At 61.1% G+C, this 24835-nt stretch carries 20 protein-coding genes and 1 pseudogene; 12 read left to right on the top strand and 9 right to left on the bottom strand.

Annotated features, from left to right (window positions below; translation table 11 throughout):
• Nucleotides 1-156: 156 nt before the first annotated feature.
• Nucleotides 157-444: a putative quinol monooxygenase gene (locus ACRWA7_RS26610; protein WP_438393303.1), complete on the top strand. Its 288-nt coding sequence runs from the start codon at nt 157-159 to the stop codon at nt 442-444.
• A gap of 63 nt (nt 445-507) precedes the next feature.
• Here ACRWA7_RS26610 and ACRWA7_RS26605 read toward each other — a convergent pair whose 3' ends face one another.
• From ACRWA7_RS26605 to ACRWA7_RS26595, 3 genes are all read right to left on the bottom strand, one after another.
• Nucleotides 508-771: a hypothetical protein gene (locus ACRWA7_RS26605; protein ID WP_062087069.1), complete on the bottom strand. Its 264-nt coding sequence runs from the start codon at nt 769-771 to the stop codon at nt 508-510.
• Between the two features lie 204 nt (nt 772-975).
• Complete coding sequence (locus ACRWA7_RS26600; RefSeq protein WP_060819021.1) at nt 976-1233, bottom strand: hypothetical protein; 258 nt, start codon at nt 1231-1233, stop codon at nt 976-978.
• Nucleotides 1234-1509: 276 nt separating this feature from the next.
• A complete protein-coding gene (locus ACRWA7_RS26595) occupies nt 1510-2058 on the bottom strand; it encodes a YdcF family protein (protein WP_438393301.1) in 549 nt (182 codons plus the stop codon).
• Nucleotides 2059-2541: 483 nt separating this feature from the next.
• Between ACRWA7_RS26595 and ACRWA7_RS26590 the strand changes: the two genes are divergently transcribed.
• Nucleotides 2542-2856: a hypothetical protein gene (locus ACRWA7_RS26590; protein WP_060819019.1), complete on the top strand. Its 315-nt coding sequence runs from the start codon at nt 2542-2544 to the stop codon at nt 2854-2856.
• Between the two features lie 299 nt (nt 2857-3155).
• Here ACRWA7_RS26590 and ACRWA7_RS26585 read toward each other — a convergent pair whose 3' ends face one another.
• Together ACRWA7_RS26585 and ACRWA7_RS26580 are read right to left on the bottom strand one after the other, a co-directional pair.
• Entirely contained in the window at nt 3156-3416 is a 261-nt protein-coding gene (locus ACRWA7_RS26585) for a hypothetical protein (RefSeq protein ID WP_438393299.1), read from the bottom strand.
• Between the two features lie 353 nt (nt 3417-3769).
• Nucleotides 3770-4165: pseudogene (locus ACRWA7_RS26580) on the bottom strand (transposase); the annotation flags it as partial.
• Nucleotides 4166-4565: 400 nt separating this feature from the next.
• Between ACRWA7_RS26580 and ACRWA7_RS26575 the strand changes: the two are divergent.
• From ACRWA7_RS26575 to truB, 9 genes are all read left to right on the top strand, one after another.
• On the top strand, nt 4566-5480 hold the full coding sequence (locus ACRWA7_RS26575) for a LysR family transcriptional regulator (protein ID WP_438393297.1): 915 nt from the start codon (nt 4566-4568) through the stop codon (nt 5478-5480).
• Nucleotides 5481-5608: 128 nt separating this feature from the next.
• Nucleotides 5609-6874 (top strand): pyridoxal phosphate-dependent aminotransferase, encoded by a 1266-nt coding sequence (locus tag ACRWA7_RS26570; RefSeq protein ID WP_438393295.1) that lies wholly within the window; start codon nt 5609-5611, stop codon nt 6872-6874.
• 436 nt (nt 6875-7310) lie between these two features.
• Nucleotides 7311-8390, top strand: a complete 1080-nt coding sequence (scpB, locus tag ACRWA7_RS26565) for an SMC-Scp complex subunit ScpB (RefSeq protein ID WP_438393294.1) — start codon at nt 7311-7313, stop codon at nt 8388-8390.
• A 127-nt stretch (nt 8391-8517) separates the two neighbouring features.
• Nucleotides 8518-10431 carry a 23S rRNA pseudouridine(2605) synthase RluB gene (gene rluB, locus ACRWA7_RS26560; protein WP_438393292.1) on the top strand — a complete coding sequence of 638 codons (1914 nt, stop codon included), beginning with the start codon at nt 8518-8520 and terminating at the stop codon, nt 10429-10431.
• A gap of 445 nt (nt 10432-10876) precedes the next feature.
• Nucleotides 10877-11338: a ribosome maturation factor RimP gene (rimP, locus tag ACRWA7_RS26555; protein ID WP_056364635.1), complete on the top strand. Its 462-nt coding sequence runs from the start codon at nt 10877-10879 to the stop codon at nt 11336-11338.
• Complete coding sequence (nusA, locus tag ACRWA7_RS26550) at nt 11335-12810, top strand: transcription termination factor NusA (protein ID WP_438393291.1); 1476 nt, start codon at nt 11335-11337, stop codon at nt 12808-12810. Before rimP ends, nusA begins: the two co-directional genes overlap by 4 nt.
• Nucleotides 12811-12903: 93 nt before the next feature.
• Nucleotides 12904-15891, top strand: coding sequence for a translation initiation factor IF-2 (infB, locus tag ACRWA7_RS26545; protein WP_438393289.1), 2988 nt, complete (start codon nt 12904-12906; stop codon nt 15889-15891).
• 97 nt (nt 15892-15988) lie between these two features.
• On the top strand, nt 15989-16393 hold the full coding sequence (gene rbfA / locus ACRWA7_RS26540) for a 30S ribosome-binding factor RbfA (RefSeq protein ID WP_438393288.1): 405 nt from the start codon (nt 15989-15991) through the stop codon (nt 16391-16393).
• Between the two features lie 3 nt (nt 16394-16396).
• Nucleotides 16397-17326 carry a tRNA pseudouridine(55) synthase TruB gene (gene truB / locus ACRWA7_RS26535; RefSeq protein ID WP_438393286.1) on the top strand — a complete coding sequence of 310 codons (930 nt, stop codon included), beginning with the start codon at nt 16397-16399 and terminating at the stop codon, nt 17324-17326.
• Between the two features lie 57 nt (nt 17327-17383).
• Here truB and ACRWA7_RS26530 read toward each other — a convergent pair whose 3' ends face one another.
• The 4 genes from ACRWA7_RS26530 to ACRWA7_RS26515 form a co-directional block, all read right to left on the bottom strand.
• Entirely contained in the window at nt 17384-18943 is a 1560-nt protein-coding gene (locus ACRWA7_RS26530) for a DHA2 family efflux MFS transporter permease subunit (RefSeq protein ID WP_060819005.1), read from the bottom strand.
• Nucleotides 18944-18974: 31 nt separating this feature from the next.
• Nucleotides 18975-20234 (bottom strand): HlyD family secretion protein, encoded by a 1260-nt coding sequence (locus tag ACRWA7_RS26525; RefSeq protein WP_438393284.1) that lies wholly within the window; start codon nt 20232-20234, stop codon nt 18975-18977.
• Between the two features lie 76 nt (nt 20235-20310).
• Nucleotides 20311-21843: an efflux transporter outer membrane subunit gene (locus tag ACRWA7_RS26520; RefSeq protein WP_438393282.1), complete on the bottom strand. Its 1533-nt coding sequence runs from the start codon at nt 21841-21843 to the stop codon at nt 20311-20313.
• Nucleotides 21844-21974: 131 nt separating this feature from the next.
• Nucleotides 21975-22496, bottom strand: coding sequence for a MarR family winged helix-turn-helix transcriptional regulator (locus ACRWA7_RS26515; protein ID WP_438396793.1), 522 nt, complete (start codon nt 22494-22496; stop codon nt 21975-21977).
• Between the two features lie 424 nt (nt 22497-22920).
• Between ACRWA7_RS26515 and typA the strand changes: the two genes are divergently transcribed.
• Nucleotides 22921-24747 (top strand): translational GTPase TypA, encoded by a 1827-nt coding sequence (gene typA, locus ACRWA7_RS26510; protein WP_060818999.1) that lies wholly within the window; start codon nt 22921-22923, stop codon nt 24745-24747.
• The last annotated feature ends 88 nt before the right edge of the window (nt 24748-24835 follow it).

The raw sequence follows: 24835 nt of genomic DNA, 5'->3' as shown, positions 1-24835 counted from the left end.
CGGATCTCGATGGCCCCGTCGCCTATCCTCGTAGGGCGACGGCTTTTGCCCGCGCTCCCAAAAGGGAACGCGGGCTTTTTTCTTGGGGCCTGCGCCGGTTTCTGCGGGAGTGCCGCGCGAACGCTATGCTGGGCGTTTTAAATCGGGAGCCAAGACATGACTGAAATCGCCGTGGTCGCAACGTTTGTCGCCAAGCCTGGCAACGAGGAGAAGCTGAAGGAACTGCTGCAAGGCATCGTTGCGCCGACGCTTGCCGAACCGGGCGCGATCCAGTATGACCTGCATCGCGATATCAAGGAGCCGCGCCGGTTCGTGTTCTTTGAGCGCTGGGCGAGCGAAGCGTCCTTGGCTGAGCACAACAAGACGTCCCATATTCAGGCGCTCGACAAAAGGTTGCCGGACCTGATCGAACATGGCGAAATCAACGTCGTGGCGAAGCTCTGAACATTTGTCAGGGGCTTCCTGGCCGGAACTCAGGAAGCCCGCAGGAACGCTGCAAACCCCGCGTCAGTGCGTTTCGTGCGGAACGTCGAGAATCAGGATAATGGTCCAGTCGGCGTCACCGTCGTGGTGGTACTGACGCTCGGCGACAATAAATGGCTGCTGCTTGCCGTCCGGGCCGAGGAACAGCACGTCGCCTTCCATGGGCAAACATTCCACGGGCGGGAGCGCGAGATACGCGTCCTTATCCTTCGTGTTGCGGGGCATCAGCTTTTCGATCTTGCGCGATGCGGCTTCGGTCCATTCAATATCCAACTGGATGTTGCTCATACGATCCTCCGCACACAGGTGCGATTCAATTTACCGACGCGGAATGTAGCATAACGCCGCATCGCTAAGCGCATCGCGTGTTTGCCGAGTTTGCACGCATAGGGAATGGCGACAAAAAAGCCGGATAAACGCCGAGGCGTTTGTCCGGCTCCTGTCTTCGACGGTCAACGTTTGCGCGCCGCCGCAATATGTGCATCCGAGCGCTTATTCGCTCGCGCCAGCAGCGTTTGCCGCCTTTTTCGAATGCTTCGCGCCCGACTTTTTATGGTGCGCGCCACTCTTGTGCGTCGGCATGTCGCTCTGCACATTCGCCTGACCCGATTGCAGTGCCTGCGCGCGCTGCTCGATATCGGAGATTTTCGCGGGATCAGTGCTCATGGTCACGCCTTCGCCGGATTGTGCAAAGGCTGCGCCGGTAATTGCGCTGAGCGAAACCAGGACTGCCAGGGATATTTTCTTCATTGTTACCTCCATAGATTCGTTGAACCCGGGTTGGCCTGTCACGTTAAACGAGACATCGAACGCTGGCTAGCAAGCGCCGATCCAGCGCGCTACGCGTTACATGTTGTTACGACGATTCGGCCGGCCGCAGCAATCACACGCTTCGTTACAATTGTTCGCCATCCCGGACAGTCGATTGACCGCGCCGGCGATAATACCGGCGAAGTGCAATGCTTTCTAGTACTGAATTTCGAGATGAACGGCACGTCTCTCATCCAGGGCTTTGCGCCTCGCGTCTCAATATAGACGAAGGAACCGATAAACATAAAAGCGCGCGAGGCCAATCAGTTCATGAAGCGCGGTCTCTGCATCGACAAACCCGCGCGGCCGCGGGAAGAACGAAACTCGCGGGTGCCGAACATTGCTCACGAAAGGTTGCGCGTTTATGCCGAATGCGCTGAATGCGGCCAGCGATCGCCGCATGTGATAAGCCGACGTTACCAGGACGAATGTTTCATCTCGCTCAGGCCCGAGCAGCCTCGCGACGTTGCGAGCATTCTCGTAGGTATTGAGGCTTTCGTTTTCACGTAGCAGATCCGTGGCGCTTACGCCTCGGACGAGCAGCAAGGGCGCGTAGTTGTCGGCCTCAGCTTGTTCGTGGTGCTGAGGATTGCCTCCGCTCACGATCACTCGGCACGCGCCTCCGGCGCGTCGGCATTCGCGGTACAAGTCGGCTGTCGCTACTACTCGCGTGAACGCATCGCGTCGAGGAATGAGGCGGTTATCGTCATCGTGGCGTGTGCCTCCGCCCAACAGCACAAAAATTGTTCGCGATGCGAAGCGCATATCTGACAGCGCCGACGGCTTTTCGAAACCGTTTTGGGCGAAATGCCACAGTGGCGTCGCGAGCCAGCCCGCGCCGAGGGCCCAGAAAAGCAGTGCACATAGGGCAACTACCGCGCGCCTGCGTTGACGCCAAACGGCGAACAGTGCAAAGAAAAGCAGCAATAAAGTTATAAGAACCAATTTGGTTTGAGGTAACGTATAGGTTTCCGAGATAATCCGCTTCGTGGTCATCGCATTCACGAGAATGCATCGCCGAAACTGCGGGACGTGATATGTCATGCACGTTTAACGGGAGCTCGGAAGTATAAGCGGCGGTAAGAATCAAGCAGCACCTGGCGCAAGCGGCGGCTGCGAGTTCCGGTCAGGGGTCGCATTATCGGCATTTTGACTGGTTTCGGGGCGTGCCGCGTTTAGTCGGCGCCGCTGGCAGGCATTTTCACTGCCAAGTGGCGCCGTCACGGCTGCACTGGAAGACATAACGAGATGACCACGTATTCAAACGAAGCCGTACTCGAAGCGCTCCGGCGAGCTCAGTATCGTCAAGTTCCGTGGGCAAGACGCCCCAACGTTTTTAGCCATCTACGCGACCTGGGCCTTCTTGAGCTGGTCAGGCAACGTACCGTTGCTCCTGCTCCAGGCTTTCACGCCCCGGTGGATATAGCTGTTGTCACCGAGCGGGGAAAACTGGAATTTTCCCGTCTTTCACGCGACGAGCGGTCAATGGACTGGGAGGTGCACCGCACCGCGCCATACTGCATGGCGGCAATGCAGGAGCCGCTCGCCGAAGCGCGCGCCTAGAGGCTCCGACTCTCTTACCCGCTGGTTTCGGAAGCTGTTTGCTTGGCGCAGTTTGTCGGTCAATCCACGCAAACGGTTGCGGCACCCCGCCAAGCTTTCGACGTTGCACTCCTGTGGCGATGAACCGCCCCGTCAAAAAAAAGCCCGTACCACGCGGATACGGGCTTACCGGATTTACTTCTGCCACGCTGTGCTCATGGCATAAAGTCCGACTTGTCTTTTTGCGATCGGTTCCCTGATTGTTTATTGAATCCACACTGTGCCGGCCGTGCGCCGCGATCACGCGTGCGACGTCGCAATCAGTGGCGGCGCGGACGTGCTTCCTGATCCTGCTCCGGACGCGCGTGCGCATTGCTCGCAATATCCCCGCGCAGATCCCCGCGTGGCGCGGGTTCGGCCGGCTGATTGCTGCGCACGGGCTCCCTTTTCCACGCCTGCATTCCAGGCTGGGTATCGGCGCGTAAAGCGAGATTGCCCGTCTGTGATTCGGCATGCACCGGAATGATCATGCCGAGCGATGAAATCACAATGCCGCACACGAGCAGTGACATTGGTTTCATGATGAGCTCCCTTCAGACCTTCTGGTCTGTTAGTCAGCTTCACAAGCTATGCCAGTGCACGAAAGGGCGCTGTAAATATTGGTAAAGAGTTGTTTCCTGCCGTGTACGCGCCATGTGCCCGGCCCTCAAGCAGAAGGTCGGGCACTTGCCGGCTGATGTAGGAGGTGAACGGTCTATGGTTGGGCAAACCGGCGGTCCGCACCCGATAAACGCGGCCATCGGGTGGGACTCTGACTCAAGCGCAGAAACTGCGCGCGGGTGCTTCGCGAAACTGCTCGACAGTACGGTCAATGGCCTCGAACCGTATTGCCTCTGGACGTGCAGGTGCCTGAAGGTGATTCAGGCCGGAATCAAGCCATCTTGACCGGAGCGCGCCACGATTCCGGATTCGTCCAGAACGCGCCACGCAGGCGATCGCGGCTGGGCGGTGCAGGCGGTTTCGCGGCAGTCGAACCAATCCGGCCACGCAACGACACTTCACGGCCATTGTTTCCAAGGCGTTTCACGATCTCAGCCAGCGTACCGTCAGCCTGCCATTCATCGAAACGGCGGCGGCAGGTCGGCGGCGACGGATAGCGGCCCGGCAACTTCGACCAGCCTTCGCCGGTCGACAACACCCACAAGACGGCGTTGACAACAGCGCGTGCCTCGACGCGCGGACGGCCGCGGCGTTCGCTGCGTGCAGGCTCTGCACAGAACAAGGCCTCAACCAGCGCCCACTCGTTATCTCTTAAATCGTCAAACATCATGTTTCACCTCAGCGAAGCTAACCCCGGTGCGCTGCCCCGCGCCGCGCACTCTGGTCGGAATTCGAAGATCGAACCCAGGTAAGGTCGGAGCAGACATTGCGACGGACGATTTGCGTTTAAAACTGCAATGGCGCCGACCTCTGCGCAAGTAAATGCGAGAACCGTGCCATGCGGGTATCGATCGGCCGGAAAGCCTCGCGGCAGTAGGCTGGCGCACTGCCAGCATGGGCCGTATGAGACGCTATAAGTGCAGTTAATGAAATCGGGACAATCACCAATCATGTGCAGCAAGCCCATCGCGCGTGCGCGGATGCCTGCTTGCTGCACCGCAGCGCAACTGTTCGCCAGGCCAGTTTGATCTACTATTTGAATTTATATGAATGTTTGATGAGGAAAATGTATGAGTCGCTCGCTCAATGTGACTTTGCGGCAGTTGCGGGTGTTTATCGAGGTGGCGAAACTGCAGAGCTTCAGCCGTGCGGGCGATGAAATCGGCCTGACACAGTCGGCGGTGAGCCGATGCGTGCGGGAACTTGAGGCCGAACTCGGCCTGAAGCTGGTCGATAGAACCACGCGGGAAGTCCAGCTCACCGATGTAGGGACAAATCTGGTCGGCAGCGTGTCGCGTCTGATGCTGGATCTGGACGAGGCCCTGCGCGAGATTCGTGATCTGGGCCAGCAAAAGCGCGGGCGCGTGATCGTGGCGGCGAGTCCAACCGTTGCGTGCCGGTTGATGCCACCGGTGATTTCCGCCTGCATGAGCGAATTCCCGTTGATCTCGCTCGGTTTGCGAGACGACCTTCAAGCGGATGTCATTCGGAAGGTCAAGTCAGGCGAAGTGGATTTCGGCGTCGCGATCGGTCCTGTCGCTCACGATGATCTGCATGGTGAGGTCGTGACCACCGATTCGTTTTGCGCGGTTGTCAGGCGTGACCATGCATTCGCGAGCGCACGAGAGGTGCAATGGAAAGCGCTCTCGGGCGAGAGGCTGGTCATGCTGGATCATGCTTCGGGAAGCCGTCCGATCATCGATGCCGTCCTGCGCGACCAGGGTGTGCTCGCCGATGTGGTGCAGGAACTCGGCCATAGCGCCACCGTTTTCGGGCTGGTTGAGGCGGGTGTGGGTATTAGCGTCCTGCCGTGGCTTGCCCTGCCATTGCCGGCCGATTCGTCGCTGGTGGCTTTGCCGCTCGTGCCGCGCATCGAGCGCACCGTGGAACTGGTTCGCAGGCGCGACCGCTCGCTTTCGCCGGCGGCCGAGTCGGTCTGGGCGCTGATCGCGCGGTTGCCCAGGCGCGTGGACCAGTTGGACTAGCCTTTCCGGCAGTGCGAAATCCGTAACCGGACCTTGGAAAAACTGGCCTGATGGCTAACGCGCTAGCCGTATCGCGCTTTTCGCGAAACGGCGCGTTAGACTTTTGTTTTCCATCTGCGGAGGCGGTAATGAGCGAATCAGAAGGGGCGGTTGTCTCGGAGCTGGGTGCGCTGGCTACTCAAGCCGGCACGGGGGGTGCGGAAAGCGTGTCAGGTGCGCGTTTGCCCAATGCACGAGACGCTGTACGTGCGCTGCGTCCGTCGCAGATTCGCGAGGTGGCCAACGCCGGCTTCGGCGTGCCGGATGTCCTGCCTTTCTGGTTCGGCGAGTCGAATCAGGTGACGCCCCGGTTCATCCGTGACGCGGCGAGCCAGGCGCTCGCGGACGGAGCGACGTTCTATACGCACAACCTGGGTATCGCGCCGCTGCGCGAGGCGCTTGCAGATTATGTCAGCCGGTTGCACGGCGTCACGCGGCCGCAGGAAATCGCCGTGACGAGTGCGGGGGTCAATGCCCTCATGCTCGCGGCACAACTGGTGGTGGGCGCCGGGGATCGCGTGGTGGCCGTGACGCCGCTGTGGCCCAACCTTGTGGAAATCCCCAAGATTCTCGGTGCAACCGTGGAGACGGTCTCGCTGACCTACGGGGACGAGGGCTGGGTGCTGGACCTCGACCGGTTGCTGGCCGCGCTGACGCCCGACACGCGCATGCTGATGATCAACTCGCCAAACAACCCCACGGGCTGGGTCATGACGCGCGAGCAGCAGCGAGCCGTCCTGGACCGGTGCCGCCAGCACGGCATCTGGCTGATCGCCGACGAAGTCTACGAACGCCTTTATTACGGCAGTGATGCGACCGTTGCGCCGTCATTCCTCGATCTCGCCACTCGCGACGAACGCGTGATCGCGGTGAATTCCTTCTCCAAGGCATGGTTGATGACCGGTTGGCGGCTGGGCTGGATCGTCGCGCCCGAAGGCGTGATGGAGGATCTGGGCAAGCTTGTCGAATACAACACATCGTGCGCGCCTTCCTTCGTGCAACTGGCCGGAGTCGCGGCGGTGAGGGACGGTGAGCCGTTTACGCAATCGGTGGTAGCCGACCTGCGCGCGAGCCGCGACTACCTGGTGACGGCGCTGCAGCGCATTCCGGGCGTGGATGTGCGCGCGCCACTGGGTTCCATGTATCTGTTCTTCAAACTTCCAGGGACAGATCGCAGCCTTGAGCTTTGCAAAACGCTCGTGCGCACGAGCGGACTGGGGCTTGCGCCGGGCAGTGCGTTCGGTCCGGAAGGCGAGGGCTTCGTGCGCTGGTGCTACGCATGCGACACGGCGCGGCTGGACGCCGGCGTCGCGCGCTTGCGCGAGTTCATGGAAGCACGTGCAGGATCCTCCTGAGGCGCTCGCGCTCGGATTCTCCTAAAACGTGTCAAAGGGCATGACCGGCGTGTTGTCGGCGAGGCCTTGCCGGCACGGGCTTCGCGCCGATTCATTATTGATCTGCAGACGTGAGCGGGACGCGGCTCGATGTTTCACCTTTACGCACCGTTTTTTTTTGCGTAATATGCGTCCAGTCACGCGCGTCCGCCTTGGAAAGCGCTACTTCGTCCGGCTGGGATAAGCGCGGCGATCAGGATCTGATCCCGTTCTGTTGTCTCCCCCCGGTGCGTGCTCCCAATCAATATGACCGATCATAAATCGGGCGAGCGCGTAGTCAGTATCCTCGTCCACGATTGTCCAGTCTGAGCGTTGCGAATGGTTCGAGTAAATCGGCGTCCTTCGTTTCGGCCTGATTTGACCGGTTTATAGACCATACAGGGTCCTATCTAGCTGCATGAATACCCAAGAGGCGAAGATCGTCCTCGAGACAGCCTTGATCTGCGCGCAGGAGCCGCTGAAACTCGCCGAGTTGCGCAAGCTCTTCGCCGACGATATCTCGGCGGATACAGTTCGCACCTTGCTCGACACCCTCAAGCAGGATTGGTCGGGCCGCGGTGTGGAGCTTGTGGCGCTCGCGTCCGGATGGCGGTTTCAGAGCAAACCCGCGATGCGGTCATATCTCGATCGGCTCCATCCGGAGAAGCCGCCCAAGTATTCGCGCGCGGTTCTCGAAACGCTGGCCATCATTGGTTACCGGCAGCCGGTCACGCGTGGCGATATCGAGGAAATCCGCGGTGTGACCGTGAACACGCAGGTCGTGAAGCAGCTTGAGGATCGCGGCTGGATCGAGGTGATCGGTCATCGTGATGTACCTGGCCGTCCGGCGTTGTACGCGACCACGAAGCAGTTTCTGGACGATCTCGGCTTGAGCGCGCTGGATGAACTTCCCGCGCTCGATAATCCGTCCGCGCAACTCGAGGCGTCGCTGCTCGCGCAGCATGCGATTGATTTCCCCGGTGACGATCCTGCGGCTGCCATCGGCGCGGCGCTCGCGCAGAGCTCGGAGGGAAACTTGTCCGGCATTGCTGAACCCGCCCTGCAAGCGGCGGGCGAGCAGGGAGCATCGGAAGTTGCGGCGTCCGATTATGTTGGATCCCTGCCGGACGTGGAACCCGGTATCGGTCCGGTGGTCCACGCAGAAGCGGCGGCGCTTTCAGATGCACCCGCGCACGCGCAGGCGGATGCATCCCTGGCGATCCAGCCAAAAGACTTCGGGCCGGAGACGGATCCTTTGCAACACCCATTGGTTGAAGATGTGTCCGGCCAAGAACTGAAGCGTACGGGGTCCGATGCCGATGAGACGAATGCCGTGCGGGTAGATGCACGGCCTGCTGCAACGAGCGAAAACCACGATATCGACAACATATCCGTCCACGCTGCACCGGACGAAGCTGGCGCTGCGAACGCGCCTGACGAACTAAACGAAACCGACGAATTCGACGCACCGGACGATCGCACCGCTCGCCGGGCCTGAGATCGACTGGCAAGCCCTATTGGCAAGCCCGTTTGCACGAAACCTTCATTCGGCTATGCATCACCATCGGCCGGATTTTTTGACGCGCCTTGCTACGGGCGCGCGACCCGACACAATTGAGGTTGTTTTGACACATTCCCACGACAGCGATTCGCCCGAATCCGAGCGCCCCGTTCGTGCCGATGACGCACATGGCCAGCCCGACACAGGCGAACGCACACGCACCGACGAACCCGCCGACGGCGAGGAACGGCCGCGTCGCGGTTTGCGGCGTGGGCCTCGCAGCCTGATTGCCCGTCGCCGCGCCGTCGCCAAGACGAAGGGTGCCGAGGGCGCATCGCCGACGCCGGGCGCGATGGCAGAAGCTCCTCTGGACGGTGAGCTCGCGCCCGCGCCGCGTGCGCCGCGCAAGGACGCTGGACCGCGTGCTCCCCGGGCGCCGCGCGCCCCACGCGAGGAAAATATGCGTGAAGCGTCGGGAGGCAGGCCGCCGCGCGGACCGCGTCCCGCGCAAGGCGAAGGCCAGCGTGACGGGCAGGCTCAGCGCGAAGGTCGTCGCTCACCGCGCCAGGCACAAGCCGGGCAGGGTCAAAAGCGCGGCCGCCGCGAAGATGCTGCGATCAATCCTACCCCCGTGGCCGCTGCGGTAGACGACGTCTTCGAATACGTGACGTCGCCGGCTTTCGACGCCGACAACACCTCGGGCGGCGTGCGCGCCCCGATGCTGCGCCGGGGCAGACCCGCACCGCAAAAACGTGTCCTGGAAGCCGACGACGACACGCCGAAGCTTCACAAGGTGCTGGCCGAAGCCGGCATGGGTTCGCGCCGCGACATGGAAGAATTGATCGTGGCTGGACGGGTATCGGTGAATGGCGAGCCGGCCCATATTGGCCAGCGGATCATGCCGACCGACCAGGTTCGTATCAACGGCAAGCCGGTGAAGCGCAAGCTCTCGAGCAAGCCGCCGCGCATCCTGCTGTATCACAAGCCGACCGGCGAGATCGTGAGTCATGCCGATCCGGAAGGGCGTCCGTCGGTGTTCGACAGCCTTCCGGCCATGAAGACGGCCAAGTGGCTTGCGGTCGGCCGGCTCGACTTCAACACGGAAGGCCTGTTGCTGCTGACAACGTCCGGCGATCTCGCCAACCGTTTCATGCATCCGCGCTACAGCGTCGAGCGTGAATACGCGGTCCGGGTAGTCGGCGAGTTGTCGGAAGGAATGCGTCAGAAACTCTTGAGCGGCGTGGAACTGGAAGATGGTCCGGCGAATTTCCTGCGCATCCGCGATGGCGGCGGCGAAGGCACGAACCACTGGTATCACGTGGCGCTGGCCGAAGGCCGCAATCGCGAAGTGCGCCGGATGTTCGAGGCGGCCGGTCTGATGGTCAGCCGTCTCATCCGCACCCGGCACGGCCCGATCGCCTTGCCAAAGGGTTTGAAGCGCGGCCGATGGGAAGAGCTGGAAGATAACGAAGTTCGTGGCCTGCTGGCATCGGTTGGACTCAAGGCGCCGGCCGAGGAGCGCGGCGCGCGCAGCGCTCCTCCGCGTGTCCAGCCGGATCCGCTGCAGACATCCATGGGCTTCATCACGCGCGAGCCGGTTCTGAGTTCCCACAACCGCCTGGCTCAAACGCCGGCGCGTGGCGGCCCGGGCGGCCGTCGTGGCGCACCGGGTGGATTCGGCGGCGGATACGCGGGTAATGGCAACGGAACGGGCGGCGGTTATGGAGCACGTGGCAACAATGGCGGCCGGGAGCCAAACGGCAACCGCGCAGGCGGCGAAGCAAATGGAAACCGTGCCTTGCCGCGTCCGGGCGGGTCGGCGGGCGGTCCGCGCGGCAGCCGGCCGCCCGGCGCTCCTGGCATGAGCAACGGCGCGCCCGGCGGACGCCCGGCGAACGCAGGCGGCAAACGCTCCGGGCAGGGCGGCCGTCAAGGCGCTCCGGGAGCGGGTCCGCAAGGAAACGGCGGCAACGCTCGTGGCGGACCAGGTCGCGACGGCGCTCGTCCGGCGCCGCGCAATCGCACGCGCGGCCGCTGATAAATGGTTGGTTGCTGATCAGCACGGGTCAGCGCCATATGCTGCGGCGTGATAGTTCGGGACTAGCGGCTCGGCGCGAGTCGCTAGTTCGTCCCGCTGCCACGCCGTCCGCGTGGTTTCGCCAATAGGCAAACGCGGGCAAACGGGGCAAGCGTGCGATTGCGTGGATAAACCTCTTCGATTTGCCTTGTAAAAGGCCGTCAACCGCCTATATACAGGGCGTGCCGGTTGCGTTTATCCCGAAAAATGGCTAAAATCTCGGAGTCGATGGGCATGGTGACTGTTTCGCTGCCCGGGTGTGATCGCGGTACAGAAGGATGGGCGTTGCGCCCATTTTTTTTTGGCTGTTCGGTTCTGCATCTCGGGGTAACGAATGAGCGCCGGCTCAAGGCGCGGTCCGCAGGTGTTCGGCGTGGAGCGCGCGAACATCTTGGAGTCACTCACTGTGCAACTGACGGAAATCATCGAAACCACGGTCTCGGGCCTGGGCTACGAGCTTGTTGAGATCGAGCGCGCGGGAGGCGGTTTGCTGCGTATCTCGATTGACCAGCCTGCCGGTATCGCGATTGAAGACTGCGAGAAAGTCACACGTCAGCTTCAGTATCTGTTCGAAGTGGAAAATATCGATTACTCGCGTCTTGAAGTCGGATCGCCGGGTCTCGATCGTCCGCTCAAGAAATTGGCGGATTTCGAACGCTTCGCGGGCAGCGAAGCCACTATTACATTGAAGAAGCCGCTGGACGGGCGCAAGTCGTACCGGGGCATCCTGCATGCACCGGACGGCGAGTCGATCGGTTTGGAATTCGAAGGGAAGGACGGCGGCGCTGCGATGCTCGATTTCACGCTCGCAGACCTCGATAAAGCACGTCTCGTCCCCAAAGTTGACTTTAGGAGCCGCAAACAATGAGTCGCGAAGTTTTGATGCTGGCGGATGCGCTGGCGCGCGAGAAGAACGTCAACAAGGACGTGGTGTACGCAGCGCTCGAAGCCGCGCTTGCTTCGGCAACGAAGAAGCTGTTCGAGGAAGACGTGGACATCCGCGTGGCGATCGACCGTGAAAGCGGCGAGCACGAGACGTTCCGCCGCTGGAAGGTGGTGCCGGACGAAGCCGGCCTGCAGGAGCCGGATCAGGAAATCCTGTTGTTCGAGGCAAAGGAAGAAAAGCCCGACGCGCAAATCGATGAATACATCGAGCAACCCATTCCGTCCATCGAGTTTGGACGGATCGGTGCGCAGGCCGCCAAGCAGGTGATTCTTCAGAAGGTTCGCGACGCTGAGCGCGAGCAGATCCTGAATGACTTCCTGGAACGCGGTGAAAAGATCATGACCGGCGCGGTCAAGCGTCTGGACAAGGGTAATTTCATCGTCGAATCGGGCCGTGTCGAAGCGCTCTTGCGCCGCGACCAGTTGATCCCGAAGGAAAACTTGCGCGTGGGCGACCGGGTTCGGGCGTATATCGCGAAGGTCGACCGCACCGCTCGTGGTCCGCAGATCGAACTCTCCCGCACGGCGCCTGAGTTCCTGATGAAGCTGTTCGAAATGGAAGTGCCGGAAATCGAGCAGGGCCTGCTCGAAATCAAGGCGGCTGCGCGCGATCCTGGCGTGCGTGCGAAAATCGGGGTGATCGCTTATGACAAGCGTATCGACCCGATCGGTACGTGCGTCGGAATTCGTGGTTCGCGGGTGCAGGCGGTGCGAAACGAGCTCGGTGGCGAGAACGTCGACATCGTGCTATGGTCGGACGATCCCGCCCAGTTCGTGATCGGCGCCCTCGCGCCGGCTGCCGTACAGTCGATCGTCGTCGATGAAGAAAAGCATTCGATGGACGTCGTCGTGGACGAGAATGAACTGGCGGTCGCCATTGGCCGCAGCGGCCAGAACGTGCGTCTTGCCAGCGAGCTGACCGGCTGGCAGATCAACATCATGACGCCGGACGAGTCCGCGCTGAAGCAGAACGAAGAGCGTGGCACGTTGAGAAGCCTCTTCATGGCGCGGCTCGACGTTGATGAAGAAGTGGCCGACATTCTCATCGACGAGGGCTTTACCAGCCTCGAAGAGATTGCTTACGTGCCGCTCAACGAAATGCTCGAAATCGAAGCCTTCGACGAAGACACTGTTCACGAACTGCGTAACCGCGCTCGTGACGCGCTTCTGACAATGGCGATTGCGAATGAAGAGAAGGTCGAGGGCATTGCGCTCGACTTGAAGAGCCTCGAAGGCATGAGCGACGAGTTGTACGCGAAGCTCGAAGAACATCAGATCCGGACACGCGACGACCTCGCGGAGCTGGCTGTGGATGAGCTGGTCGAGATGACCGGTATTGAAGAGGATGCCGCTAAGGCGTTGATCATGAAAGCACGTGAACACTGGTTCCAGTGAGAAATGACCATGGCGCACTGATATATCGCGGCCGGCTGGCCGCATGACCCCGATCAAACAGCAGGGAATTTGTCCTTGCATCAAGAGGAATGAATGGCGAGTAACAACGTAGCCCAATTTGCCGCGGAACTCAAAATGCCTGCGGGCGTCCTGCTCGAGCAGTTGCAGGCGGCTGGCGTCACGAAAGCGAGCGAGGATGACGACTTGTCCGAGACGGACAAGTCGCGCCTGCTCGAGCACTTGCGCAAGTCGCACGGTTCCGCCGATGCCGACAAACGCAAGATCACTTTGACCCGCCGGCATACGTCGGAAATCAAACAGTCCGACTCTACGGGTAAAGCTCGCACCATTCAGGTCGAGGTCCGCAAGAAGCGCGTGTTCGTGCAGCGCGATCAGAGCGGTGTTGAACAGGTGGTCGAAGATGCGAACCACGTCGAAGACGAAGTCGACGAAGCCGAATTGCAGCGTCGCGATGAAGAAGCGCGCCATGCAGCCGAGCTGCTTGAGAAAGAAGCGCTGGAACTGAAAGAACGTCAGGAGCGCTTCGAGCGTGAAGAGGCGGAACGGGTTGCGCGCGAGGCGGCGGCTGAAGCCGAGCGCCGCCGTGCCGAGGAAGAAGAAGCGAAGCGTGCTGCCGCTCAGGCGGAAGCTGCCGAGATTTCGCGTGCTGCGGCGAGCGCCCGTCAGGATACGCGTACCGAATCGAAGACGGAAAACGTGGCCGACGAACCCGTGAAAGCTGAAGTAGCGGTGCCGCAGGTGGATGAGAAGGCCGCCGCCGAACGTGCCGCTCAGCGCGAAGCTGCGAAGAAGGCGGAAGACGCCGCGCGTGCCGCGACCGAGAAGGCGCGTGCCGAGCACGACCAGATCGCCAAGCGCCGCGCCGCGGCTGAAGCCGAAGCGCGCGCTATTCGCGAAATGATGAACACGCCGCGCAAGGCCCAGCAGGCGAAGCCTGCCGAGCCGAGCCCGGCAGCGGTGGCCGCAGCGGCTGCTGCTGCCAAGGTCGCCGAAGGCGCGAAGGCTGCCGAAGCCAAGGGCACGTTGCACAAGCCGGCACGTCCGGAAGGCTCGGCGCCGGCACGCCCCGCAGCGGCGAAAAAGCCTGCTGCCGGCGCACCGGCTCCGGCGGCACCGTCGCTTGGACCGGACAAGAAGAAAGCGGGTGGCAAGAGCAGTTGGCAGGACGACGCAGCCAAGCGCCGCGGCATCAAGACGCGCGGCGACACCAGCGGCGGCGTGGACCGCGGTTGGCGCGGTGGCCCGAAGGGTCGCGGCAAGCATCAGGACCAGACCAACTTCCAGGCGCCGACGGAACCGGTGGTGCGCGAAGTGCACGTGCCGGAAACGGTATCGGTTGCGGATCTGGCGCACAAGATGTCGGTCAAGGCTTCGGAAGTCATCAAGGTGATGATGAAGCTTGGACAGATGGTCACGATCAACCAGGTGCTGGACCAGGAAACCGCGATGATCGTCGTGGAAGAACTGGGTCACAGCGCGGTTGCGGCCAAGCTGGACGATCCGGAAGCGTTGCTGGTCGAAGGCGAAACGCAGGAAGAAGTGGGCGAACGCCTGCCGCGTCCTCCGGTGGTCACGGTCATGGGTCACGTCGACCATGGCAAGACCTCGCTGCTCGACTACATCCGCCGTGCGAAGGTTGCATCGGGTGAAGCGGGCGGGATTACGCAGCACATTGGCGCATACCACGTGGAAACGCCGCGCGGCGTGATTACGTTCCTCGACACGCCGGGTCACGAGGCCTTCACGGCCATGCGTGCTCGCGGTGCGAAGGCCACGGACATCGTGATCCTGGTGGTGGCTGCCGATGACGGCGTGATGCCGCAAACGAAGGAAGCCATCGCTCATGCGAAGGCGGGCGGCGTGCCTATCGTCGTGGCGATCAACAAGATCGACAAGCCAGGCGCAGCTTCCGAGCGCGTGAAGCAGGAACTGGTCGCTGAAGGCGTCGTGCCGGAAGAGTATGGCGGTGATTCGCCGTTCATCGAAGTGTCGGCGAAAACGGGCGCGGGTATCGACAGCTTGCTCGAAAACCTGTCGCTGCAGGCCGAAGTCATGGAACTCAAGGCGCCGGTGGATGCACCTGCCAAGGGTCTCGTGATCGAAGCGAAGCTTGACAAGGGCAAGGGTCCGGTCGCGACCATCCTGGTGACATCGGGTACGCTGAATCGTGGCGACATCGTGCTGGCGGGTACGGCTTTCGGGCGCGTGCGGGCCATGCTCGACGAAACCGGCAAGCCGATCAAGTCGGCGGGTCCGTCGATTCCGGTCGAGATTCAGGGGCTTTCCGAAGTGCCGGGTGCTGGCGAAGAAGTCATGGTCCTGCCGGACGAGCGCAAGGCGCGTGAAATCGCGTTGTTCCGTCAAGGCAAGTTCCGCGACGTGAAGCTGGCGAAGCAGCAGGCCGCGAAGCTGGAAAACATGCTGGAGTCCATGACGGAAGGCAACGTGCAGAATCTGCCGTTGATCGTCAAGGCCGACGTGCAGGGTTCGCAGGAAGCGCTGGTGCAGTCGCTGCAGAAGCTTTCGACCAACGAAGTACGCGTGCAGATCGTGCACAGCGCGGTCGGCGCGATCAGCGAGTCGGACGTCAATCTGGCGACGGCGTCGAAGGCGGTCATCATCGGTTTCAACACGCGTGCGGATGCTCAGGCTCGCAAGGTGGCGGAATCGAATGGTATCGACATTCGCTACTACAACATCATCTATGACGCAGTGGATGAAGTGAAAGCGGCAATGTCGGGCATGCTCTCGCCGGAGAAGCGCGAAGTCATCACGGGTATGGTCGAAGTTCGCCAGATCATCCGTGTGCCGAAGATCGGCGCGATTGCGGGTTGTATGGTTACCGACGGGGTGGTCAAGCGGAACTCGATGGTTCGCGTGCTGCGCAACAACGTGGTTGTCCATACGGGCGAAATCGATTCGCTCAAGCGCTTCAAGGACGACGCGAAGGAAGTGCGCCAAGGCTTCGAGTGCGGTATCTCGCTGAAGAACTACAACGACATGGTTGAAGGCGACCAGTTCGAAATCTTCGAAGTGACCGAAGTCGCACGTACGCTATAAAAGATTCACCGCTGGACGCGAGGGCGGAGTGGGCTTCACGCCCGCTCCGCCCTTTTTGTTTGCGGCGTCCGGCAACACACAAATTATTGGAAATATCATGGCCAAGAAACGTACTTCCCCTAACCGCAACGTGCAGATTGCAGATCAGATCCAGCGCGATCTCGCCGAACTGGTGCGCGACGTGAAGGACCCGCGCATCGGCATGGTGACGTTTCAGAGCGTCGAACTGACGCCCGACTACGCGCACGCGAAGGTGTACTTCACCACGCTCACCGGCGATCCGAAAGAAACCGAAGCCGGTTTGAATCACGCAGCGGGGCATTTGCATAACCTGTTGTTCAAGCGCCTGCATATCCATACGGTGCCGACACTGCATTTCCACTACGACCAGACTGTGGTGCGTGCGGTGGAAATGTCGAAGCTGATCGATGAAGCGAACTCCACGCGCGCAAAGGACGACGACGAGCCGGATCAAGAAGACCAAGACGAGAAGGGCGCCTGATCGATGAACGGTTCTGCTCGTCCGAAGATTCCGCGTCGTTTGCTCGACGGCGTGTTGCTGCTCGACAAGCCGCTCGGCCTTTCCAGCAACGACGCGCTGATTCGCGCCAAAAGAATCTTTCTGGCAAAGAAGGCGGGGCATACGGGCACGCTCGATCCGCTCGCGACAGGGTTGTTGCCGCTGTGTTTCGGCGAGGCGACGAAGTTTTCTCAGGATCTGCTTGAAGCGGACAAGACCTACGAAGCCACCATGCGACTGGGCATCCAGACGACGACCGGCGACGCGGAAGGCGAGGCGCTGCAAACACGCGAGGTCACGTGCGACGAAGCCGCGATTCACGCCGCGATGGTCCATTTTCGCGGTGACATCACGCAAGTCCCGCCGATGTATTCAGCGCTCAAACGTGACGGCAAACCGTTGTACGAATACGCGCGTGCCGGGCAGACGGTGGAGCGCGAGGCGCGCAACGTGACCATCCACGCGCTGGAAGTGATCGCGTGTGCGTTGCCTGACGTGACGTTCCGCGTGACCTGCAGCAAGGGCACGTATGTGCGTACGCTGGCTGAGGATATCGGTGAAAAGCTGGGTTGTGGCGCGCATCTGGTGGCGCTGAGGCGTACCGGAGTGGGCGCGTTGACGCTTGAGCATGCCGTTACGCTGGACACGCTTTCGGAGGCTGCGCCGGATGAACGCGATAACTGGCTGCAACCGGTTGACGCCTTGCTGTCCACCTTTCCAGCTGTTCACCTCGACGCCGACGCCAGCCGACGTTTTTGCCAGGGACAGCGGCTCAAACTTTCGGATATCGCTGAACGTCTAGCGGATGCGCAACGCGTGCGCGTCTATTCCCGCGATGAACAACGTCTTCTCGGCGTCGCCCGGGCCGGCGACGGCGTGCTGGCGCCCGAGCGGCTTGTGGTATCTGCAGGATAAAAAAACGCCACGGTTTGCCGTCGCGTTTTCGCAAGTTTGTACCCGTCGTCAAACTCGTCAATGCGCCGCCGAGGCCGCGGCCGCCGAATCTCCGCCACCCGAGCGTTCGGGCTTGGTAATCCAGATCAACGCAATCAACGCAACAAAAATCGCCGCGGATATATAGAACAGATCGTTCACGCCCAACTGCGCCGCCTGCTGCGTCGCCATGCTGTTGAATAATCCATAACCCTGATCGTGACTGAGCCCGGCCGCGCTGAATTGCTGCATCGACGCGTTAAAGTTTGGGTTATACAGATTGGCTTGCTCCACAAGCTGCGCGTGATGCACGCCCGAGCGATGATCCCAGGCAGTTGAAAATATCGACGTGCCGATACCGCCGCACATGATCCGCACGAAGTTGGACAATCCCGACGCAGCCGGAATCCGGTTCCCCGGAAGGCCCGACAACGTAATCGAGACCAGCGGGATAAAGAATCCGGCCATGCCTATACCCTGGATCAACGTGGGCAACATCAGCGAAAAGGTATCGACGCCCGTGGTGTAGCGCGAGCGCATCCAGAACACGAGCGCGAATACGAGGAACGCGGCGGTCGCGATCTTGCGCGGATCGATACGTGGCAGGAATTTGCCGACTACGGGCGAGAGCAGCACCGCAAACAAGCCGACAGGCGCGAGAACGAGACCGGCGTCGGTGGCGGTATAGCCAATATCGGTTTGCAGCCACAACGGCAACAGCACGAGATTGCCGAAATACAGCCCGTATCCGATTGCCAGCGCGATCGTTCCGCCTGTGAAATTACGCAGCTTGAAGAGCGACAGGTCGACAACCGGATGTTCTTCGGTCAACTCCCACACAATGAAGAACGCGAGCGCGATCACCGCGATCAACGTCAACACCACGATGGTGGTCGAGTTGAACCAGTCGAGGTCCTTCCCCTTGTCGAGCATGATCTGCAGCGAACCGACCCAGATCACGAGCAGGCCCAGGCCAACGGTATCGATAGGCGCCTTGCGGATCACCGAATCGCGTTCGCGGAAGATTGCAAACGTGGCAATCGCGGCGACGATACCCACCGGTATGTTCACGTAAAAAATCCACGGCCACGAGATGTTGTCGGAAATCCAGCCGCCCAGGATCGGGCCGGCGACTGGCGCAATCAGCGTGGTCATCGACCACATGGAAAGCGCCATGGGCGCCTTCGCCCTGGGGTAACTCGCGAGCAGCAAGGTTTGCGAGAGCGGGATCATCGGGCCGGCCACAGCGCCTTGCAGCACGCGCGCGGCGAGCAGGAAGGGCAGGCTGGGCGCGAGCCCGCACAGCCACGAGGCGATCACGAACAGCACGATCGACGTCATGAAGAGCCGCACCTGGCCGAAGCGCTGCGTGAGCCAGCCGGTCAGCGGCACGGAGATCGCGTTGGCGACCGCGAACGATGTGATCACCCACGTGCCCTGATCCGACGACACCCCGAGGTCGCCCGATATGGACGGAATGGACACGTTCGCAATCGATGTATCGAGCACGTTCATGAACACCGCGAGCGACACCGCGATCGTGCCGATCACGAGTTTCGCGCCTTCCAGCGGTGGATGAACGGCGTTGGGTTGAGACATAAGAACGGTTCCGGAAGACTTTGAAGGGCGCTTACATCAGCTTGGCGAGGTCTTGCTTCGTCGCCGGCTGAACGTTTTCCTTCGATGTCTTTTGTGGACCGTTGCCCGTGCCCGGACCTGACGTACCTTCGTTCGCCGCGATAATGCGGGCGATTTCGGCGTCTGCCTGATCGCCGTACTTCGCGAATACATCGGTCTGGTACACGGTGTTGGGCGCGGCGCCGAGCTGACCGCCGTTCTCGTCCTTGATGGAAACGTCCACGTTCATCGAAAGACCGATGCGCAGCGGATGCTTTTCGAGTTCCTGCGGATCAAGCGCGATCCGAACCGGCAGGCGCTGCACGACCTTGATCCAGTTGCCGGTCGCGTTTTGCGCCGGCAACAGCGAAAACGCCGAACCCGTACCCGCCGAGAAACCGATCACCTTGCCGTGAAACACGACGCTCGATCCATACACGTCCGCCGTCAGTTCCACAGGCTGGCCGATACGCATGTGCGTCAACTGCACTTCCTTGAAGTTGGCATCGATCCAGACGCCGTTCAGCGGCACGATCGCCATGAGCGGCGTGCCCGGCGAGACGCGCTGCCCGACCTGCACCGAACGCTTCGCGACATAACCCGTCACCGGCGCCGGCATGGTGTTGCGTGCGTAGTTGATGTAGGAATCGCGCACCTTGGCCGCAGCCGCAAGCACATTCGGATGGCTTGCGATGGTCGTGTTCGACGTCAGCGAGCGGTTCGACTGAAGCTCTTGCTGCGCGGCGTTCAGCGAAGCCTGCGCGCCGCGCACCGCGTCACGCGCATGAGAGATTTCCTCGCCCGAGATCGCGCCGGTTTGCGCAATCGTCAAGCGGCGGCGCAGGTCGTCCTGGGCACGCGACAAATCCGACTGGCGCAGCGCGACTTGCGCCTGGTACTGGTTGTCGTTCACGAACAGCGTGCGGACCTGGCGCACCGTCTGCGCGAGATTCGCCTCGGCCTGATCGAGTGCGACCTTGGAATCGGCCGGATCGAGCACGACGAGCGGATCGCCCATCTTCACGGTTTGCGTGTCGTCCGCATTCACCGAAATTACCGTGCCGACCACTTGCGGCGTGATCTGCACGATGTTGCCGTTCACATAAGCGTCGTCGGTGCTTTCATGGAAACGCGCGACCAGGAAGTAGTACAGGCCATATGCGACAGCCGCGATGATCACGACCAGCACGATCAGTGACATCAGCACGCGGCGCTTGGTGTTGCTGGTTTTAGGCGCCGGTGCTGCTGCGGCGTTTTGTTGAGAGTCGCTCATTGAATAGCTCCGTATTCTCTGTCTTGAGTTGCTGCCAGTCGGTTCAGTTCGATGCTTCAGTTCGATTCGGGTTGGATCAGTCGGCGCTCTTCGGCGCGACCGACACGGTCTTCGACGTCTGGCCACCGATGGCGAGGTTGGTATCCGCGGCATCGAAACCGCCGCCGAGCGCCTTGATCAGGCCGATCTGGAGGTCGCGTCGTTTCATCCGCAGGTTCGTTACGGTCTGCTCGTTCGACAGCCGGTTCTGGTCGGCGGTGAGCACTTGCAACTGCGGCGACAACCCCGCCTTGTAGCGGATCACGGCAAGTTGATACGCGTGCGTGGAGGCGTCGAGGGCGCGGGTGGCGTCGCTCGTTTGCTGATCGACCGAGCGAATCGATGCAATCTGCGTCGCCACGTCGTTCAGCGCATTGACCAGCGTCTGGTTGTAGTTCGCCACATCGAGGTCGAAGTCCGCATAACGGCCTTTTAACTGGGCGCGCAGTGCGCCTGCGTCGAAGATCGGCAGATGGATCGCCGGTCCCGCATTGAACTGACGGCTGCTCGAGGTGAAGAAACGGCCCCAGCCGAAGGCATCGAAGCCCGCTGCCGCCGACAAATTGATGTCGGGGAAAAACTCGGCCTTCGCTTCCTTCACATTCGATGTCGCCGCTTCCACCTGCCAGCGCGCCGCGACAATGTCGGGCCGCCGCGCGATCAGGTCTGCGGGCACGTTGTCCGGCAGTGCGATTTTGATCTTTGAATTCAACACCGGGTTCGCGATCCTGAGCCCGCGATCCGGCCCCTGGCCGAGCAGTGCGCCAAGCTGATAACGCGTGGTCGTGATCTGACCGTCGAGTTCGGACAGGTTCGTCTGGCTCGTCGCGATGTTGCCTTCGGCGGTGCGGATTTCGACATTGGTATCGAGTCCGGCGCTCACGCGGCCAGTGGTGATGCGACCCACGTCGGAGCGGTTTGCAATCTCGCGCTGGGCGACATCGCGCAATGCGTAGAGCAGCGCGAGCTGGTTGTACGTCTGCGCAACCGACGCCGCCAGCGTGACGCGCGCTTGCTGCATGTCGGCCTCGGCGGCCTTCTGCTGCGACACGGCCTGATTGAGCCGCGAGCGGTTCTTGCCCCACAGGTCAAGGTCCCACGACGCGCTCACGAGCGCATTGTTTTCGCTATACCAGGTGCCGCCATACGGAGGCGGATAGAGCGCATTTGCCGAAAAAAGCTCGCGAGACCACGAATACGACCCGTTCACCTTCGGATAAAGCCCGGCGCGCGAGCTTTCTATATAAGACGATGCCTTCGCAATCCGGGCTTGAGCCTGCGCAATCGACGGATTGCCGGCAAGCGCTTCGTCGATCAACTGCGGCAATTGCGGATCGCCGAATTGCTTCGCCCAGTCGAGCGACGGCCATTGACCGCCTTGCGACGGCACGCTTTGCGTGGCTTGCAGCGCGTCGTTCTGCGGTTCGGTGATCTGCTTGTCGCTGCTGATGCCCGCATAGTTCGCGCAGCCCGCCAGCACGAAAGCAGCGAACGTCGCAGCGAGCGCGCTGCGTTTTATGGGTGTCGTGGGCGCCGCGGACGCGGATGCGCACGAATATGAAAATTTCATCGCTCGGCTCTCAGAGATGATTGTAAAGATGGACGCAGCAACCAATTTCTTTCAGTTTTATTACCCGACAAGGGCGGTTGCGAAGTGCGTCGTCAGAATATGGACTTGAATTCAGAAAAGATCTCGCCTCTTCAGGAAGATGCTTTCGGCGCGGACTTTTCATATCCGCTGATTAGCGCGATGGCTGCCGGGTCACCGGAATTGAGCAGGATCCGGCGCAACATGCTCTTCAGGAAACCCACTTCCTCGGGCGTAAAACCGCCGAGAAGCTTGTCCAGCACTTTCGTGAAAATGGCGGGAATCTGCCCCGCCAGTTCACGGCCTTCGGCGGTCAGCGCGAGTCTCACGACCCGCCTGTCTTCCTCGCTGCGCACGCGGGTAATGAGTCCGCGCTTTTCCAGCCGGTCGATCAGCCGGGTCACCGCGCTTGCATCGATACCGTACTCACGCGCCAGATCCGCCGCCGCCAAATTGCGCCCGCTCGCCAGCATGAACATGATGCTTGCCTGCGTGCTGGTAATGCCGAGATCGGCCATGGTGAGTTGCGTAACGTTGTTCCAGAGCGTTGAGCGAACCCGGCTAAGCAAATAGCCGACGCTCTCGCAAAGAACGTAGTTGGCAATTTCAGGAACCGGCTGGTGGGCGTCGCTGATGGATACTCGTGCGCTTGCAATAATTGACTATGCAAGATTATAAGAGTTGCATCGTTGACGCGGCAAGTACTTTCATGGTCGTCCTGGCTGCGAAGCGAAACGTGAGTTGTTGTTATTTTGAGATTGGATAATGTTGGGCGAGGCCCCGGCAGCACGCCCTGACAGGGCTTTCCACCTGTCCCGATATAGGAAACTGGTCCGAAAACGCTTCCGGGTTATGTCCTATTGCACAGCAGTGAGGAACAGGACACGTCCGCGTGCTACAATCTTCGGTTCCCATCGCGCCGAGTGCGGGGAAGTGGACTGACATCAAGGATTTCGCAGGAGATTCCGAAGCTGCGGATTCTCCAGGTGTTCGCTCCACGGCTAATAGCTAGCTTGCACCCACGGCGCTCAACTATATGTACAAGCTCCTCAAGCTCCTATGACCCGCGCCCTTCGCAACATCGCCATCATTGCCCACGTCGACCACGGCAAGACCACGCTCGTCGACCAATTGCTCCGCCAGACCGCCACGTTCCGAGAGAACCAGGCCGTAGTCGAGCGCGTGATGGACTCGAACGACATCGAAAAGGAACGCGGCATTACCATCCTTTCGAAGAACTGCGCGGTCGAGTACGAAGGCACGCACATCAATATTGTGGATACGCCGGGACACGCCGACTTCGGCGGCGAAGTGGAACGCGTGCTGTCCATGGTCGACTCGGTGCTGCTGCTGGTGGACGCCGTTGAAGGCCCGATGCCGCAAACGCGGTTCGTAACGAAAAAGGCGCTGGCGCTGGGCCTCAAGCCTATCGTGGTGATCAACAAGGTCGACCGGCCCGGCGCGCGGATCGACTGGGTCATCAACCAGACTTTCGACTTGTTCGACAAGCTTGGCGCCACCGACGAACAACTCGACTTCCCGATTGTTTATGCATCGGGGCTGAATGGTTATGCAGGATTGACGCCGGACGTGCGCGAAGGCGACATGCGCCCGCTGTTCGACGCGGTTCTGGAGCACGTTCCGGTCCGCCCGGCTGATCCGGAAGCGCCGCTGCAACTGCAGATTACATCGCTGGATTATTCGTCCTACGTGGGCCGTATCGGCGTGGGCCGGATCACGCGGGGCCGGATCAAGCCGGGCATGTCGGTGGCCGTGCGCTCGGGTCCGGACGGCGCGATCCTGAACCGCAAGATCAACCAGGTGCTGTCGTTCAAGGGCCTGGAGCGCGTACAGGTCGAATCGGCTGAAGCCGGCGACATCGTGCTGATCAACGGTATTGAAGAAATCGGCATTGGCGTGACCATCTGCGCGCCGGACGTTCCGGAAGCGCTGCCCATGATTACCGTGGACGAACCCACGCTGACCATGAACTTCCTCGTGAATTCCTCGCCGCTGGCGGGACGCGAAGGCAAGTTCGTCACGAGCCGTCAGATCCGCGACCGCCTGATGAAGGAACTGAACCATAACGTGGCGTTGCGCGTGAAGGAAACCGGCGACGAAACCACGTTCGAAGTGTCAGGCCGGGGCGAACTGCATTTGACCATTCTCGTGGAAAACATGCGTCGTGAAGGTTACGAACTCGCCGTGTCGCGTCCGCGCGTGGTGATGACGGAAGTCGACGGCGTCAAGCACGAGCCATACGAAAACCTGACCGTCGACATGGAAGATGCGAACCAGGGCGGCGTGATGGAAGAACTGGGCCGCCGCAAGGGCGAAATGCTTGACATGGCGTCGGACGGCCGTGGCCGCACGCGTCTTGAATACCGCATTTCGGCGCGCGGACTGATCGGCTTCCAGTCGGAATTCCTGACGCTGACGCGTGGCACGGGCTTGATGAGCCACACGTTCGACTCGTATCAGCCGGTGAAGGAAGGCGGCGTGGGCGAGCGCCGCAACGGCGTGCTGATTTCGCAGGACGATGGCGCAGCCGTTGCCTACGCGCTGTGGAAGCTGCAGGACCGCGGCCGCATGTTCGTTTCGCCGGGTGAGCCGCTGTACGAAGGCATGATCATCGGCATTCACAGCCGCGACAACGACCTGGTCGTGAACCCGATCAAGGGCAAGCAACTGACCAACGTGCGTTCGTCAGGTACGGACGAAGCGGTGCGCCTGGTGCCGCCGATCCAGATGTCGCTGGAATATGCGGTCGAGTTTATCGACGACGACGAACTGGTCGAAGTCACGCCGCAATCCATTCGCCTGCGCAAGCGTTATCTGAAAGAACATGAGCGTCGTAGCGCCAGCCGCAAGGGCGCTGTGGACTGATTCACGTCAGTTTTGCATCAACAAAAAGCCACCCGCGGGTGGCTTTTTGTTGCGCCGCGTGTTTTGAGCATATGTCCCTTATTCGCGA

The sequence above is a fragment of the Caballeronia sp. DA-9 genome (assembly GCF_051615025.1).
Lineage (GTDB): Bacteria > Pseudomonadota > Gammaproteobacteria > Burkholderiales > Burkholderiaceae > Caballeronia > Caballeronia sordidicola.
This window is presented reverse-complemented; position numbering and strand designations above follow the sequence as displayed.

Coding starts and splice junctions, on each gene's coding strand:
- ACRWA7_RS26610 (WP_438393303.1), top strand. CDS start 157: ATGACTGAAATCGCCGTGGTCGCAACGTTTGTCGCCAAGCCTGGCAAC.
- ACRWA7_RS26605 (WP_062087069.1), bottom strand. CDS start 771: ATGAGCAACATCCAGTTGGATATTGAATGGACCGAAGCCGCATCGCGC.
- ACRWA7_RS26600 (WP_060819021.1), bottom strand. CDS start 1,233: ATGAAGAAAATATCCCTGGCAGTCCTGGTTTCGCTCAGCGCAATTACC.
- ACRWA7_RS26595 (WP_438393301.1), bottom strand. CDS start 2,058: ATGCGCTTCGCATCGCGAACAATTTTTGTGCTGTTGGGCGGAGGCACA.
- ACRWA7_RS26590 (WP_060819019.1), top strand. CDS start 2,542: ATGACCACGTATTCAAACGAAGCCGTACTCGAAGCGCTCCGGCGAGCT.
- ACRWA7_RS26585 (WP_438393299.1), bottom strand. CDS start 3,416: ATGAAACCAATGTCACTGCTCGTGTGCGGCATTGTGATTTCATCGCTC.
- ACRWA7_RS26575 (WP_438393297.1), top strand. CDS start 4,566: ATGAGTCGCTCGCTCAATGTGACTTTGCGGCAGTTGCGGGTGTTTATC.
- ACRWA7_RS26570 (WP_438393295.1), top strand. CDS start 5,609: ATGAGCGAATCAGAAGGGGCGGTTGTCTCGGAGCTGGGTGCGCTGGCT.
- scpB (WP_438393294.1), top strand. CDS start 7,311: ATGAATACCCAAGAGGCGAAGATCGTCCTCGAGACAGCCTTGATCTGC.
- nusA (WP_438393291.1), top strand. CDS start 11,335: ATGAGTCGCGAAGTTTTGATGCTGGCGGATGCGCTGGCGCGCGAGAAG.
- infB (WP_438393289.1), top strand. CDS start 12,904: ATGGCGAGTAACAACGTAGCCCAATTTGCCGCGGAACTCAAAATGCCT.
- rbfA (WP_438393288.1), top strand. CDS start 15,989: ATGGCCAAGAAACGTACTTCCCCTAACCGCAACGTGCAGATTGCAGAT.
- truB (WP_438393286.1), top strand. CDS start 16,397: ATGAACGGTTCTGCTCGTCCGAAGATTCCGCGTCGTTTGCTCGACGGC.
- ACRWA7_RS26530 (WP_060819005.1), bottom strand. CDS start 18,943: ATGTCTCAACCCAACGCCGTTCATCCACCGCTGGAAGGCGCGAAACTC.
- ACRWA7_RS26525 (WP_438393284.1), bottom strand. CDS start 20,234: ATGAGCGACTCTCAACAAAACGCCGCAGCAGCACCGGCGCCTAAAACC.
- ACRWA7_RS26520 (WP_438393282.1), bottom strand. CDS start 21,843: ATGAAATTTTCATATTCGTGCGCATCCGCGTCCGCGGCGCCCACGACA.
- typA (WP_060818999.1), top strand. CDS start 22,921: ATGACCCGCGCCCTTCGCAACATCGCCATCATTGCCCACGTCGACCAC.